This window comes from Pseudomonas sp. LFM046 (genome assembly GCF_000949385.2).
Lineage (GTDB): Bacteria > Pseudomonadota > Gammaproteobacteria > Pseudomonadales > Pseudomonadaceae > Metapseudomonas.
Genome location: NZ_JYKO02000001.1, coordinates 2075985 through 2089933, shown reverse-complemented (window position 1 = coordinate 2089933; position 13949 = coordinate 2075985). Strand labels below are relative to the sequence as shown.

Sequence of the window (13949 nt, the reverse complement as noted above, 5' to 3'; positions counted from 1 at the left end):
CCAGTATGAACATCCTCACCATCCGCCCCCGCGCCGAAGAGGTCGCCGGGCAGCCTATCCTCCGCCCGCTGCCCTCGGCCCAGTGCCGCAGCGTCGGCCCCTTCGTGTTCTTCGATCACATGCTGGAGGCGGACTACCCGCCCGGCAGCGGCATGGATGTGCGCCAGCATCCCCATATCGGCCTCTCCACCCTCACCTATCTGTTCGAGGGCGAGCTGCAACACAAGGACAGCCTGGGCTCGGACCAGCGGGTGAAACCCGGCGACGTCAGCTGGATGACCGCAGGCCGTGGCGTTGCCCATGTCGAACGCACCCCGGCGGAGCTGTTGGCCAGCGGCTCCCGCGCCCACGGCCTGCAGGTCTGGCTGGCCCTGCCGAAGGAGCACGAGGACTGCGAGCCGAGCTATAGCCATCATCCGGCGTCCAGCCTGCCGCAGCAGGAGTCGCTGGGCGTGAGCATTCGCCTGATCGCTGGAAGCGGCTTCTGCATGGAGTCCCCGGTACCGGTGCTCTCACCTACCCTCTACGCCGACCTGCACCTGAAAACCGGCGCCACCCTGACCATTCCCGGCGAACACCCGCAACGGGCCCTCTACCTGCTGGAGGGCGAAGCACTGCTGGACGATCAGCCGCTGGAACCCCGTAGCCTGGCGGTGCTGCCCGAAGGGTTTGAGTACGTGCTTTCGGCCAGCAGCGAGTGCCACCTGGTGATGATCGGCGGCGCACCTCTGGATGGCCCACGGCGGATGAACTGGAACTTCGTGTCCAGCAGCCCGGAGCTGATCGACCAGGCGCGGAGCCGCTGGGCGGCGGGCGATTGGCCGGTGGTGCCGGGGGAAACCAGCCGGATCGAATTGCCGCGCTGAGCTGGAGGCCGGGCGGTGGGCTGAAGCCCACCCTACGGGTCGATCTTGAATTTGCTCAGGATGAGGTCTCTCGATCAGGCGAAGACCTCGTCCAGCAGCGCATACATCGCGGCAAAGGCTCGTCGCGACACCTTGGCGTTGTACTGCGAAGTGCCCGGATTGTTGGCCGCCGGATCGGTGAACGAATGCACGGCGCCGCCGTAGCTGAGCAATTGCCAGTCCACCCCAGCCTCCCCCATCTCCTGCGCAAAGGCCGGCAACTGCTCGCGCGGCACCAGCGGGTCAAGGGCGCCATCGAGCGCCAGCACCGTGCCCCGGATATTCCGTGCATCCCTCGGGTCGGGCGTATCGAGGGCACCATGGAAGGACACCGCTGCCTTCAGTGGCGCCCCTGCCCGTGCCAGTTCCAGCGCGCAGGTGCCTCCAAAGCAGAATCCGAAGGCTGCCAGACGACTACCGTCCTGGTGTGCCAACCGCTGGCTTTCCAGAGCATCGAAGGCCGCCAGCAGGCGGCGGCGAAGCCGCGCGCGATCCTGCTTCAGGGGCAGCATGGCAGCACCCGCGTCGGCGGCATTGGACGGCCGAACCGACGCACCGTAAACGTCGGCCACCAGCACCCGGTAGCCATGGCTGGCTACCTGGGCAGCCATCTCCACTGCACCATCGCCGACTCCGAACCAGTTGGGGGCCATCAGCAGGCCCGGACGTGGAGCGCTATCGGCAGCGTCGAACAGGAGGCGGCCTTCGAAGTCCATGCCATCGGCGGTGTAGCCAAGGGCCAGAGACTGGATCTGCATCATGGATTACCTCGCGTGGCTGAAGACTTCATCGAACAGGTCGTTCATGGCCTGGTAGGCGCGGGCGGCGACCTTCGGGTTGTATTCGTTGCGCCCCGGCACATTGGCCCCGGGCTCGGTGAAGGAATGGACGGCGCCGCCGTAACTGACCAGTTGCCAGTCAGCCTTGGCCGCAGTCATTTCAGCGGTAAAAGCATCCACCTGGGCCTTGGGCACTGCTGGGTCGTCGGCGCCGTGAAGTACTAGCACAGGCGCACGGATATTGCGTGCATCGGCAGGATTGGGCGTATCCAGGTTGCCGTGGAAGGAGACGAAGCCCTTCAGCGGCGCTCCCGAGCGGGCCAGTTCCAGCACGCTGCCCCCGCCGAAGCAGAAGCCGATGGCGCCGAGGCTGGCCAGGTCCAGCGGCACCTTGCTGCCCTGTGCCTTGAGCGTCTCGACGCCGGCCTGCGCGCGTTTGCGCATCAGGGGGCGGTCGCTTCGCACGGCTGTGGCGGCGGCCTTGGCTTCGTCGGGGTTGGCCGGGCGGATCTCCTTGCCGTACATGTCGGCAATGAAGATCACATAGCGCTGACCGGCGATCTGCTTGGCTTGCTCAGCCGCCGCCGGGGTGACACCCATCCAGTTGGGGACCATCAGCAAGCCGGGGCGTGGGGTCGTGATCGCATCGTCATAGACCAGCGAGCCCTGGAAGGCCTTGCCGTCGATTTCGTAGGGAACCGCCTGGGTCACCATGGCTGCCCACGTGGGGCCAGCGACGGCGAACAGCAGCGAAGGCAGCAGCAAACGTTTCATGAGTGCTCTCCTGTGCCAGGGGATGACTGAGCTTAGACCCCCTCGCGAAGCGGACTTCCCAACCTCTTCGATGCATGGGTCTCCTGCAGCCGAGAAGCAAAATGGCCTGTGGGAGCGAATCTATTTGCAAGGCTTAGCGAGTCCACCAGGGACACGACCTCTGAGTTCCCCCGAAGGTGGAAATCCGCCCAAAGAAAAAGGCCCGCAATGGCGGGCCTTTTCGTTCCTTCCGGCGATCAGGCGGAGAGTTCCACCAGCAGCTTGTTCAGGCGGCGCACGTAGGCGGCCGGGTCCTTCAGGCTGTCGCCGGCGGCCAGGGCGGCCTGGTCGAAGAGGATGTGGGACAGTTCGCCGAAGCGGTCCTCGTCCTGCTCGCTGTCCAGCTTTTCGATCAGCGGGTGGGCCGGGTTGATCTCGAAGATCGGCTTGGAGTCAGGCACTTTCTGACCGCTGGCTTCGAGGATCTGACGCATCTGCAGACCCAGATCCTGTTCGCCGATGGCAAGGATCGCCGGGGAGTCGGTCAGGCGGTGGGACACGCGCACTTCGCTGACCTGCTCATCCAGCACCTTCTTCAGGCGCTCGATCAGCCCTTCCTTGGTCTTCGCCACTTCCGCCTGGGCCTTCTTGTCCTCTTCGGAGTCCAGCTTGCCCAGGTCCAGGTCGCCACGGGCGACGTCGACGAAGCCCTTGCTATCGAAGTCGGACAGGTAGCTCATCAGCCACTCGTCGATGCGGTCGGTGAGCAGCAGCACTTCGATGCCCTTCTTGCGGAAGACTTCAAGGTGAGGGCTGTTCTTCACCTGGGAATAGCTCTCGCCGGTCAGGTAGTAGATCTTGTCCTGGCCTTCCTTCATGCGACCGATGTAATCGGCCAGGGAGACGCTCTGCTCGCCGGATTCGTCGCTGGTGGCGGCGAAGCGCAGCAGGCCGGCGATCTTCTCCTTGTTGGCGAAGTCTTCCGCCGGGCCTTCCTTCAGCACCTGACCGAAGTTCTTCCAGAAGCCCTTGTACTGCTCGGGTTCGTTCTTGGCGAGCTTCTCCAGCATGTCCAGCACGCGCTTGGTCAGCGCCGACTTCATGGAGTCGATCACCGGGTCCTTCTGCAGGATTTCGCGGGAGACGTTCAGGGACAGGTCGTTGGAGTCCACCACGCCCTTGATGAAGCGCAGGTACAGCGGCAGGAACTGATCAGCCTGGTCCATGATGAACACGCGCTGCACGTACAGCTTCAGGCCGCGCGGGGCCTCGCGGTGGTACAGGTCGAACGGGGCACGGGCCGGGACGTAGAGCAGAGAGCTGTATTCCAGCTTGCCCTCGACCTTGTTGTGGCTCCAGGTCAGCGGGTTCTCGAAGTCATGGGCGACGTGCTTGTAGAACTCCTGGTATTCCTCGTCCTTCACCTCAGTGCGCGGACGGGTCCAGAGGGCGCTGGCGCGGTTGACGGTTTCCCACTCCAACTCGGCAGGCGCTTCTTCGCCGTGATGCTCCTTCGGCAGCTCGATGGGCAGGGCGATGTGGTCGGAGTACTTCTTGATGACATTGCGCAGGCGCCAGCCGTCGGCGAACTCCTCTTCACCACTCTTCAGGTGCAGGACGATGCGGGTACCGCGCTCTTCCTTGTCGACGGTGGCGACGTCGAATTCGCCCTCGCCCTTCGAGGCCCAGTGCACACCCTCGGAGGCCGGCAGGCCAGCGCGACGGGTGAAGACGTCCACTTTGTCGGCAACGATGAAGGCGGAGTAGAAGCCCACGCCGAACTGGCCGATCAGGTGGGAATCCTTCTTCTGGTCACCGGAGAGGTTCTTCAGGAAGTCGGCGGTGCCGGACTTGGCGATGGTGCCCAGGTGCGCGATCACCTCGTCACGGCTCATGCCGATGCCATTGTCTTCGATAGTGATGGTGCGAGCGTCCTTGTCGAAGCTGACGCGGATCTTGAGGTCAGCGCCGCCTTCCAGCAGCGCCGGCGTCGCCAGCGCTTCGAAGCGCAACTTGTCGGCGGCGTCGGAGGCGTTGGAAATCAGCTCGCGGAGGAAGATTTCCTTGTTGGAATACAGGGAATGGATCATCAGGTGAAGCAGTTGCTTCACCTCGGTCTGGAAGCCCAGGGTTTCTTTTTGAGTTTCCACACTCATGGTCGTCTGACTCCACGTGGATGGCTTGAGCCGCGTATGGCGGCGGATGACATCCAGATGGGGCCTTCGACAAAGATTTCAAGTGCTTAGCGAAGCGCAATGCGTCCGCAGGTTGGGCCGAGCGCCCTTCGACACCGATTTACGGCTCCAGCAGTTCGATGCGCTGGACCTCGTCCGCCGCCAGGCTGAAGCTCGCGGCCCCTGCCCCGCCCAGGTTGCGGCGAATCAGGATCCGGCCATCGCGGTCGATCCCGGCAAAGCGGCCTTCGGCAGTACTGCCACGCGCCGTATACACACGCATACGCAGCTCCTGGTACTGGCCGGGGTTGCTGAGCAAGCGCTGCAGGGAGAACCGCAGCCGACGGTCCACGGGTCGGGCGCTTTCCGCCACAGGCTGCTCCGGCTCGCTCGCCTGGTCAGGCAAAGCCGGGGCGGCGGGTTCGGACAGGGGCGGGAAGCGATCGCGGCGAACCCGCCATTCCTGGGCCTGGTTCTTGAGCAACTCCAACGTCAGGTGCTGCGGCTGACCGGCGATACGGGCCTCCACCTCCAGATTCAGCTCCTTTGCCGGGAAGCTGGGGGTCGCCAGCGGCGCCAGCTCCACATCGCGGGTGGCGAAACGGCGCTGCAGGTAGTCGCGGATCACATAGGCCAGGGTGTCACGGGAGTCGTAGGTGGTATCCACCCGGCCATCGCGGTAACGCAGGCGATCGGTGAACACCTCCAGGTGCCCGGTCAGCGTGGTGGCGAACTTCGGCGGCAGCACCAGGTGGAAGTCGCCGGCCAGCCGGTTCGGTTCCACTGGCTGGAGGTCCAGATGCAGGGTGTAGCCGCGCGGGATACGCCGGGCCTCCGGCAGCTCCTGCTCAGGCAGCAGCCAGCTGATTTCGATTTCCGGCTGCGGCCCCGGGTCCTTTGGCAGCACGTCCAGTTGCAGCGCACCTTCCGGCTGGTGCCCGAGCCGGATGGTCAGTTCCCGGCGGGCATAGAAATCCTGGCCTTCTCGCAGGCTGAGGATGCCGTCCACCAGATCGGCCTGCAGCGGCACGAAGCGCTGGCCGTTGAGCTCGCCGCTGAGGCGGATGTCCAGGTCCGAGACGGCGTTCTCTTCACCTTCCAGCCAGTGCAGGCTGAGGATCTCCTGCAGGCGCTGCGGGTCCTCGGCGGCCATCATGGCCAGGCCCACCACCAGCGGAATGAAGCCCATGGCAGCCAGTGCCACGGCCCTGCGCGCGGTGCGCCAGTGGGAGAACACGTAGGCCAAGGTGACCGGCGGCAAAAGGCTGCCGAAGCCCCACAGCAGGCTGGTGCCGAACGCCAGCATCACCAGCCAGACCAGGCCGGTGATGATCAGCAGCAGACCGCCAAGTATCAGTAACGCAACCATCGAACTTTCCTTGTGGGCGACCGGACGCACCGGCCGCTGGGCCTCAAGGTTCGTCGACCTTGAAGTGAGCGCGGGCGGTGGCTATGGGCTCGGTCTGGGTGGTTTGCCAGGCGGTGATGGCGACGTTGGCGACACGGCGGCCTTGTCGCCAGACCTGGCACTGGACGTAGGTGTCACGATAGTGCCCGGCGCGAAGGTAATCTATCGAGAAGTCGATGATTTTGGGCATATGTGGCGTACCCATGAACATCAGCAGGTGGAGCATGGCCGCATGCTCCATGAACCCGGCGATCACCCCGCCGTGGATGGCGGGCAGGGTCGGGTTGCCGATGTTGTCCTTGTTCGCCGGCAGGCGGAAGACCATGTCGTCCCCCAGGCGCAGGCACTCCATGCCGATCAGCTTGGCGTAGGGAATCAGGCACACCAGCGAGTCGTAGTCGTTCTTGTCGTGGGCTTCGCGCACCAGAGCGTTGAGGTCGAGGCTCATGCCGCACCTCCCTGCTTGAGCTGGCCGGGCTTGCCCATGCGCATGAACGCACCGACCACGTGGGCGATGGGTTGGGCCGGGTCGTCCTGGTAGGCGTAGCCGCGCGTGAAGATGACGTTGGGCGTCACGCGGTAGCATTCGGCGAAACCGAAGACGTCCTTGTGAGGTTCGGCGGGGTGCATGTAGTCGATGCGCAGGTCCAGGGTCGGGCAGATTTCGAATTCCGGCAGCACGCAGACCGTGGAAATGCCGCAGGTGGTATCCATCAGCGTGGTGATGGCGCCGCCGTGGATCACCCCGGTTTCCGGGTTGCCGATGATCTGGGTGCTGTAGGGCAGCCGCAGGGTTAGGCCCTGGGGCGTGGCGTCGTGCACTGTAAGGCCGAGCACCTGGCAATGACGCAGCGCGGAGAGGAAGAGCTGCGCCCGTTCGATCAGGGAATTGTCCGTCATGACTGCAACCTTGGCGGCGGTGGGCAAGGAGCAGAATCATACCCGCGTTGTCCCGACTACGCCGTGGCAGAACTCGCGGGTCAGGCTTTTTGCAATAAGCGTGGAACTTAGAATCTGGCCACAACTCCAACGGCTATCAACGAGGAAAAGCCACACATGGAGGCTCAATGATGAAGAAAACCCTGTCTCTCGCCCTGCTGCTGGCCGCCAGCCTTGGTCTCGCCGCCTGCGACAAGAAGGAAGAGGCCCAGGCCCCGGCGGCGCCGGCAAGCGAATCCCAGCCGAGCGCACCGGCCACCGCGCCGACCCCGGCTCCGGAAGCTGCACCGGCTCCGAGCGCGCCTGCCCCGGCCGCTCCGGAAACCGCGCCGACCGAGGAGAAGAGCCAGTAAGGGCTCAGCCTCCTGAAATGACAAGGCCCGCCTATGCGGGCCTTGTTTTTTTGTGCCTTCAGAGCGCGGGGCTCAGCATCAGCAACAGGCAACAGAGCAGGCCGACAACCCAAACCAGGCTGCGCAGACTGGACTTGTCGTTCCAGTACAGGAACAGGTAGAGGACCCGCGAGACAACGAACAGCGCGGCCAGCAGATCGATGAAGTAGCCCTGGGTCTGGGTGCTGTGGGCCACCAGCACGCCGGCGGCGAACAGCGGGAAGATCTCGATGCTGTTCTGGTGCGCCGCCACCGCCCGAGCGCCAAGACCTGACAGGCGCGCCTGCTGCGCTCGAGGGTTGCGATTGTCGTAGCCGCCGCCCTCCTCCCGCATGGCCTTGGCCACAGGAATCTTCGCCAGGTAAATGAGCAAGGCCGCAAAGAACAGGCACCAGAACGGGATACTCATTCGACTTGCTCCTTGTGTGATTCCAGCGCCTGCGTCGGGGTATAGACCATCACATCCAGCACATCGGAATGGAACTCACGGCGGTAGAGCACCAGGACAACGCCCGAGGTCACGAAGATGAAGAACCAGGGGTTGATGAACCAGGCCAGCATGGCCAGGCCGAAGTAGTAGCTGCGCAGGCCGAAGTTGAACTGGTTGGCCGCAAGCGAGATCACCCGCGCGGTGCGTTCGGCAAAGGCTTTCCTTTCCAGCTCGCTGACGTGCTTTTCACCGATCATGGGCGCCGAGCCCACCAGGATGGCGGCGAAATTGTACTGGCGCATGCACCAACTGAAGGTGAAGAAGGCATAGACGAAGACCACCGCCAGCCCCAGCAGCTTCAGCTCGGAGACGCCCGTGCTGGCGGCCTGCACGAATGGCAGGTCCTGCAGCACCGAGACCGCGCGATCGGTGGAACCGAGGACCGTGAGAATACCGGCCAGGATGATCAGCGTGCTGGAGGCGAAGAACGACGCGTTGCGCTCCAGGTTGCCGATCACGCTGGCGTCGGCGATACGGTTATCCCGCAGCAGCAGGCGGCGCATCCAGTCCTCGCGGTAGAGATGCAGCACCGAAGCCAGGCAGGCGGTATCCCTGCCCTTCCAGATGGCGTAGCGGGTGTAGCCCACCCAGCAGGTGATGAACCACAGCATGGCCAGCAGGTGCGGCCAATTGTGCAGAATGGTCGACATGCAAATTCCTTGGAAGAACGTCGCGGATTATAGCCGTGCGTCAGAGGGCACCGTCATGAAAAAGGCCGCCCGAAGGCGGCCTCTCGTGCATGAGTTCGACACTCAGGCGACGACTTCCACCGGCTTGCCCAGCAGACGGTCGCAGATGCTCGCCACGGCGAGGGCGGCAACGGCCGGCAGCAGCCAGGCGAGGCCCTGCTCGGACAATGGCAGGTGGGACAGCCACTGGGGCATCCAGCCGGCCAGTCCGGCGCCCTTCAGGGCGTCAACCAGGCCGAACAGCAGCGACACCACCATCACTGGAGCGACCACGCGCCCTGGGGAGTGCCACAGCCCCAGGCAGAAGCTCAGGGCCACCAGCACGATGCACGGCGGATAGATGGCAGTGAGCACCGGTACCGACACCTGGATCAGCTTGGTCAGGCCCAGGTTGGAGACCACCAGGCTGAAGGTGGCGAGGATGATCACCAGACTGCGGTAGGACAGCGGCAACAGGCGGCTGAAGTACTCCGCACAGGCGCAGGTCAGACCCACGGCGGTCACCAGGCAGGCCAGGGAGATCAGCAGTGCGAGGAAGGTGCTGCCGAGATTGCCGAAGGTGTGTTGCACATAGGCATGCAGGACCGCGGCACCGTTGGTGGCCGTGCCGGCGATGTCGTGACTGTTGGCACCCAGGCGGAACAGGCTGATGTAGACCAGCGCCAGGCCGACACCGGCGATCAGGCCGGCGATGATGGCGTAGCGGGTAATCAGCCGAGGCGACTCGACGCCGCGGGAGCGGATCGCGTTGACGATGACGATGCCGAACACCAGGGCGCCCAGGGTATCCATGGTCAGGTAGCCATTGATGAAGCCCTGGGAGAACGGTGCAGCCTGATAGGCCGGGGTAGCGTCACCAATCTCGCCCATGGGCAGCATGAAGGCGGCGATGCCGAGAATGGCCAGGGCGACGATCTTCATCGGCGCCAGTACGCGCCCCACGGTGTCCAGCAGACGCCCCGGATAGAGGGATACCGCCAGGACCACCAGGAAATACACCAGGCTGTAGGCGAACAGGGCCAGCGGGGTATCGCCGGTCAGAGGCGCCAGCCCCACTTCGAAGGACACGGTGGCGGTGCGGGGCGTCGCGAACAGCGGGCCCACCGACAGGTAGCAGACCGCGGCAAGCAGCACACCAGCGGTCTTGCCGATGGGGCTGCTGAGGGAGTCCATGGCACCGCCGACCTTGGCCAGGGCGATGACCGTGACGACCGGCAGGCCGACGGCAGTGATCAGGAAGCCCAGGGCAGCCATCCAGACATGGGGACCGGACTGCAGACCGACAATGGGCGGGAAAATGATATTGCCGGCTCCGACGAACAGGGCGAACGTCATGAAGCCAAGCGCCAGGATGTCCTGGCCTTTCAAGGATTTCATTGGGGAATTACCACATCGCTGAAACAGGGTTTACCGAAGGGGTTTCCCGATTGGGTCGGGGGAAACGTCATCCATCCGTTTGGGATTGATCGCTAGTGCCCGACCTCTGCCCTTTTGGGGCTCGGCGAGCGGAATGCTTGCAACCCTACCGATTTTACCGAGGGTTGCTCCTGACTTGGATCAGGCTGTCGGAGTGGCAACCGATTCTGTCGCTTGTCCGACAGATGGTTGCACCGAGCAATTTGAAAGTTGCACCAGAAACGACAAAGGCCACCCCGAAGGGTGGCCTTTGTACGGGTCAAGAGGCCTTAGGCGTTCTTGACTTCCCAGCCGGTCAGCTCGGCCAGGGCCTTGCCGATGTCAGCCAGGGAACGCACGGTTTTCACACCAGCGTCCTGCAGGGCAGCGAACTTCTCGTCCGCAGTGCCCTTGCCACCGGAGATGATGGCGCCCGCGTGACCCATGCGCTTGCCGGGCGGTGCGGTTACACCAGCGATGTAGGACACCACCGGCTTGGTCACGTTGGCCTTGATGAAGGCAGCAGCTTCTTCTTCAGCGGAACCGCCGATTTCGCCGATCATCACGATGGCTTCGGTCTGCGGGTCTTCCTGGAACAGCTTCAGGATGTCGATGAAGTTGGAGCCCGGGATCGGGTCACCGCCGATGCCCACGCAGGTGGACTGGCCGAAGCCGGCGTCGGTGGTCTGCTTCACGGCTTCATAGGTCAGGGTGCCGGAACGCGACACGATGCCTACCTTGCCCGGCAGGTGGATGTGACCCGGCATGATGCCGATCTTGCACTCGCCGGGAGTGATCACGCCCGGGCAGTTCGGGCCGATCAGGCGTACGCCCAGCTCGTCGCACTTCACCTTGGCGTCCAGCATGTCGAGGGTGGGGATGCCCTCGGTGATGCAGACGATCAGCTTGATGCCGCCGTTGGCCGCTTCCAGGATGGAGTCCTTGCAGAAGGGAGCCGGAACGTAGATCACCGAAGCTTCAGCGCCGGTGGCTTCAACGGCTTCCTTGACGGTGTTGAACACCGGCAGGCCCAGGTGGGTGGTGCCGCCCTTGCCGGGGGTCACGCCGCCGACCATCTTGGTGCCGTAGGCGATGGCTTGTTCGGAGTGGAAAGTACCCTGGCTACCGGTGAAGCCCTGGCAGATGACTTTGGTGTCTTTGTTGATCAGGACGCTCATTACTTGCCCTCCGCGGCCTTGACGACTTGCTGTGCAGCGTCGGTCAGGCTGGTCGCCGCGATGATGTTCAGACCGCTCTCGGCCAGTACTTTGGCGCCGAGGTCAGCGTTGTTGCCTTCCAGGCGGACGACCACCGGGATCTTCACGCCAACTTCTTTCACCGCGCCGATGATGCCTTCGGCAATCATGTCGCAACGAACGATACCGCCGAAGATGTTCACCAGTACGGCAGCGACGTTGCTGTCGGACAGGATGATCTTGAACGCTTCGGTCACGCGCTCCTTGGTCGCACCACCGCCAACGTCGAGGAAGTTGGCCGGCTTGCCGCCGTGGAGGTTGACGATGTCCATGGTACCCATGGCCAGGCCGGCACCGTTGACCATGCAGCCAATGTTGCCTTCCAGGGCCACGTAGTTCAGTTCCCACTTCTGCGCATGGGCTTCACGAGCGTCGTCCTGGGACGGGTCGTGCATGGCGCGCAGCTTGGGCTGACGGTACATGGCGTTGCTGTCGATGTTGATCTTGGCGTCCAGGCAGTGCAGGTTGCCGTCAGCCTTGATCACCAGCGGGTTCACTTCCAGCAGGGCCAGGTCGTAGTCCTGGAACAGCTTGGCCAGGTTCACGAAGATGTGGGTGAACTGCTTGATCTGGTCACCTTGCAGGCCCAGCTGGAATGCCAGCTCACGGCCCTGGTAGGGCTGAGCGCCGACCAGCGGGTCGATGGTGGCCTTGAGGATTTTCTCGGGAGTGTCGTGAGCAACTTTCTCGATGTCCACGCCACCTTCGGTGGAAGCCATGAACACGATGCGGCGGCTGGAACGATCTACCACGGCGCCCAGGTACAGTTCCTTGGCGATGTCGGTGCAGGATTCAACCAGGATTTTGCTGACCGGCTGACCGTTGGCGTCAGTCTGGTAGGTCACCAGGCGCTTGCCCAGCCAGTTGGCGGCGAAGGCCTTGGCATCTTCCTTGCTCTTGACCAGCTTCACGCCGCCCGCTTTACCGCGGCCGCCAGCGTGGACCTGGGCTTTGACAACCCATTCGCTGCCACCGATTTTTTCGCAGGCTTCTGCGGCTTCTTCCGGGGTGTCTACGGCAAAGCCCTTGGATACGGGCAGGCCGTATTCAGCGAACAGCTGCTTACCCTGATACTCGTGGAGATTCATGCTTGTCTACCGTCTTCGTTTAGGTATTGCGCATTCGGCGCTGCATTCGTGGTGCCGCGCCACCTGTGACTGCTGTTGAAGGCAGTCCGGCGGGATTTCCGCGGTGAACTCCGATCATTCAACCGGTGCTCACGACGGGCCACCCGCCGTGGTTCTGAACCCTGCACAGCCCACGCGCGCGGCCTGTGCAGGGGATGTCGCTTAGCGCTTCTTGCGGTTGGCGATGTGAATGGCGTGGCCATTCACAGCGAGTGCCGCTTCGTGCAGCGCTTCGGACAGGGTCGGGTGCGAGAAGACCATCATGCCCAGGTCTTCGGCGCTGGTGCCGAATTCCATGCCGATGGCGCCTTGCTGGACGAGCTCGGCAGCGCTCGGGCCGATCACATGGACGCCCAGCACGCGGTCGGTCTTGGCATCGGCGATGACCTTGACGAAACCGGCGGTGTCGTTGGCGGCCATGGCGCGACCGCTGGCAGCGAACGGGAAGGTGCCGACGTTGATCTCAACGCCTTCGGCCTTCAGGGTCTGCTCGGTCTTGCCGACCCACGCGATTTCCGGGTGGGTATAGATGACCGACGGGATCAGGTCATAGTTCATCTGGGCTTTGTGGCCGGCGATGCGCTCGGCGACCATGATGCCCTCTTCCGAGGCCTTGTGGGCCAGCATGGCGCCACGTACCACGTCACCGATGGCGTACACGCCAGGAACGCTGGTGGCGCAGTTGTCGTCGACGAAGATGAAGCCGCGTTCGTCGAGGGTCACGCCGCTGTCGGCAGCCAGCAGATCGGTGGTTACCGGACGACGGCCCACGGCAACGATCAGCTTGTCGAAGGTTTCCTTCTGCTCGCCGTTGGCATCGGTGAAGCTGACGGTAACCTGCTTCTTCTTCACTTCGGAGCCGGTCACGCGGGCACCCAGGCGAATCTTCAGACCCTGCTTGGTCAGGACCTTCAGGGCCTCCTTGGAAACCTGCTCGTCGGCGGCCGGGAGGAATTTCTCCAGGGCTTCGATGACGGTCACTTCGGCACCCAGGCGAGCCCACACGGAGCCCAGTTCGAGGCCGATCACACCAGCACCGATCACGCCCAGCTTCTTCGGAACGGCCTGGAAGTCCAGGGCACCGGTGGAGTCGACGATGACGTCTTGATCGACCGGGGCCGGCGGAATGTCTACCGGCTTGGAACCGGACGCCAGGATCACATTCACGGCTTCAACGACCTGTACCTTGCCGTCGGAACCGGTGACTTCAACCTGCTTGTTGGCCAGCAGCTTGCCGTGACCTTCCAGCAGGGTGACACCGTTGGCCTTGAACAGGGTGGCGACACCGCCGGTCAGGTTCTTAACGATGGTGTTCTTGCGACCGACCATGGTCGGTACGTCAATGGACACGCCCTTGGCATCGATACCGTGAACTTTGAAGGCCTCGTGGGCCTCGTGGTACTTGTAGGAGCTGTCCAGCAGCGCCTTCGACGGAATGCAGCCGACGTTCAGGCAGGTGCCGCCCAGAGCGGTCTTGCCTTCCTTGTCCTGGTACTTCTCGATGCAGGCGGTCTTCAGGCCGAGCTGAGCGGCCTTGATGGCGGCAACGTAGCCACCGGGGCCCGCACCAATCACTACCACGTCGAATTTCTGGGTCATAACTCATTCCTTCTCGTATGAAACCGGACGGCCCCTGTAAGGG

General features: G+C 63.7%; 14 protein-coding genes. 2 read left to right on the top strand and 12 right to left on the bottom strand.

The annotated features are described in order from the left end of the window. Positions 1-5: 5 nt before the first annotated feature. Complete coding sequence (locus tag TQ98_RS09700) at positions 6-866, top strand: pirin family protein (RefSeq protein ID WP_044875222.1); 861 nt, start codon at positions 6-8, stop codon at positions 864-866. Between the two features lie 74 nt (positions 867-940). On the opposite strand, the gene TQ98_RS09695 is transcribed toward TQ98_RS09700, so the two are convergent. The 6 genes from TQ98_RS09695 to TQ98_RS09670 all read right to left on the bottom strand — a co-directional run bounded on the left by TQ98_RS09695 (position 941) and on the right by TQ98_RS09670 (position 6919). Beyond that, positions 941-1666 (bottom strand): dienelactone hydrolase family protein, encoded by a 726-nt coding sequence (locus TQ98_RS09695; protein ID WP_044875221.1) that lies wholly within the window; start codon positions 1664-1666, stop codon positions 941-943. Between the two features lie 3 nt (positions 1667-1669). Further along, positions 1670-2458: a dienelactone hydrolase family protein gene (locus tag TQ98_RS09690; RefSeq protein WP_044875220.1), complete on the bottom strand. Its 789-nt coding sequence runs from the start codon at positions 2456-2458 to the stop codon at positions 1670-1672. A 236-nt stretch (positions 2459-2694) separates the two neighbouring features. Continuing rightward, positions 2695-4593: a molecular chaperone HtpG gene (gene htpG / locus TQ98_RS09685; protein ID WP_044875219.1), complete on the bottom strand. Its 1899-nt coding sequence runs from the start codon at positions 4591-4593 to the stop codon at positions 2695-2697. 139 nt (positions 4594-4732) lie between these two features. After that, a complete protein-coding gene (locus TQ98_RS09680; RefSeq protein WP_103102930.1) occupies positions 4733-5980 on the bottom strand; it encodes an MFS transporter in 1248 nt (415 codons plus the stop codon). 43 nt (positions 5981-6023) lie between these two features. Next, the gene (locus TQ98_RS09675) at positions 6024-6467 is read right to left on the bottom strand and encodes a PaaI family thioesterase (RefSeq protein WP_044875216.1); all 444 of its coding nucleotides are present in this window, start codon (positions 6465-6467) and stop codon (positions 6024-6026) included. After that, entirely contained in the window at positions 6464-6919 is a 456-nt protein-coding gene (locus TQ98_RS09670) for a PaaI family thioesterase (RefSeq protein WP_044875215.1), read from the bottom strand. Before TQ98_RS09670 ends, TQ98_RS09675 begins: the two co-directional genes overlap by 4 nt. Positions 6920-7089: 170 nt before the next feature. On the opposite strand from TQ98_RS09670, the gene TQ98_RS09665 reads away from it, so the two are divergent. Beyond that, entirely contained in the window at positions 7090-7311 is a 222-nt protein-coding gene (locus tag TQ98_RS09665) for a hypothetical protein (protein WP_044875499.1), read from the top strand. Positions 7312-7369: 58 nt separating this feature from the next. Here the strand turns inward: TQ98_RS09665 and TQ98_RS09660 are convergent, their stop codons facing one another. From TQ98_RS09660 to lpdA, 6 genes are all read right to left on the bottom strand, one after another. Further along, positions 7370-7759, bottom strand: coding sequence for an MAPEG family protein (locus tag TQ98_RS09660; protein WP_044875214.1), 390 nt, complete (start codon positions 7757-7759; stop codon positions 7370-7372). Beyond that, positions 7756-8490, bottom strand: coding sequence for a DUF599 domain-containing protein (locus TQ98_RS09655; RefSeq protein WP_044875213.1), 735 nt, complete (start codon positions 8488-8490; stop codon positions 7756-7758). The genes TQ98_RS09660 and TQ98_RS09655 overlap by 4 nt, the downstream gene beginning before the upstream one ends. Before the next feature lie 102 nt (positions 8491-8592). After that, the gene (brnQ, locus tag TQ98_RS09650; RefSeq protein WP_044875212.1) at positions 8593-9906 is read right to left on the bottom strand and encodes a branched-chain amino acid transport system II carrier protein; all 1314 of its coding nucleotides are present in this window, start codon (positions 9904-9906) and stop codon (positions 8593-8595) included. Between the two features lie 308 nt (positions 9907-10214). Further along, positions 10215-11102, bottom strand: a complete 888-nt coding sequence (gene sucD / locus TQ98_RS09645; protein WP_028629428.1) for a succinate--CoA ligase subunit alpha — start codon at positions 11100-11102, stop codon at positions 10215-10217. Further along, positions 11102-12268, bottom strand: coding sequence for an ADP-forming succinate--CoA ligase subunit beta (gene sucC / locus TQ98_RS09640; protein WP_044875211.1), 1167 nt, complete (start codon positions 12266-12268; stop codon positions 11102-11104). The genes sucD and sucC overlap by 1 nt, the downstream gene beginning before the upstream one ends. 201 nt (positions 12269-12469) lie before the next feature. Then, positions 12470-13906 carry a dihydrolipoyl dehydrogenase gene (lpdA, locus tag TQ98_RS09635; protein ID WP_044875210.1) on the bottom strand — a complete coding sequence of 479 codons (1437 nt, stop codon included), beginning with the start codon at positions 13904-13906 and terminating at the stop codon, positions 12470-12472. Positions 13907-13949: the final 43 nt, after the last annotated feature.

Excerpts from the sequence above, each read along its gene's own strand:
- TQ98_RS09700 (WP_044875222.1), top strand. The coding sequence starts at position 6 with ATGAACATCCTCACCATCCGCCCCCGCGCCGAAGAGGTCGCCGGGCAG.
- TQ98_RS09695 (WP_044875221.1), bottom strand. The coding sequence starts at position 1,666 with ATGATGCAGATCCAGTCTCTGGCCCTTGGCTACACCGCCGATGGCATG.
- TQ98_RS09690 (WP_044875220.1), bottom strand. The coding sequence starts at position 2,458 with ATGAAACGTTTGCTGCTGCCTTCGCTGCTGTTCGCCGTCGCTGGCCCC.
- htpG (WP_044875219.1), bottom strand. The coding sequence starts at position 4,593 with ATGAGTGTGGAAACTCAAAAAGAAACCCTGGGCTTCCAGACCGAGGTG.
- TQ98_RS09680 (WP_103102930.1), bottom strand. The coding sequence starts at position 5,980 with ATGGTTGCGTTACTGATACTTGGCGGTCTGCTGCTGATCATCACCGGC.
- TQ98_RS09675 (WP_044875216.1), bottom strand. The coding sequence starts at position 6,467 with ATGAGCCTCGACCTCAACGCTCTGGTGCGCGAAGCCCACGACAAGAAC.
- TQ98_RS09670 (WP_044875215.1), bottom strand. The coding sequence starts at position 6,919 with ATGACGGACAATTCCCTGATCGAACGGGCGCAGCTCTTCCTCTCCGCG.
- TQ98_RS09665 (WP_044875499.1), top strand. The coding sequence starts at position 7,090 with ATGAAGAAAACCCTGTCTCTCGCCCTGCTGCTGGCCGCCAGCCTTGGT.
- TQ98_RS09660 (WP_044875214.1), bottom strand. The coding sequence starts at position 7,759 with ATGAGTATCCCGTTCTGGTGCCTGTTCTTTGCGGCCTTGCTCATTTAC.
- TQ98_RS09655 (WP_044875213.1), bottom strand. The coding sequence starts at position 8,490 with ATGTCGACCATTCTGCACAATTGGCCGCACCTGCTGGCCATGCTGTGG.
- brnQ (WP_044875212.1), bottom strand. The coding sequence starts at position 9,906 with ATGAAATCCTTGAAAGGCCAGGACATCCTGGCGCTTGGCTTCATGACG.
- sucD (WP_028629428.1), bottom strand. The coding sequence starts at position 11,102 with ATGAGCGTCCTGATCAACAAAGACACCAAAGTCATCTGCCAGGGCTTC.
- sucC (WP_044875211.1), bottom strand. The coding sequence starts at position 12,268 with ATGAATCTCCACGAGTATCAGGGTAAGCAGCTGTTCGCTGAATACGGC.
- lpdA (WP_044875210.1), bottom strand. The coding sequence starts at position 13,906 with ATGACCCAGAAATTCGACGTGGTAGTGATTGGTGCGGGCCCCGGTGGC.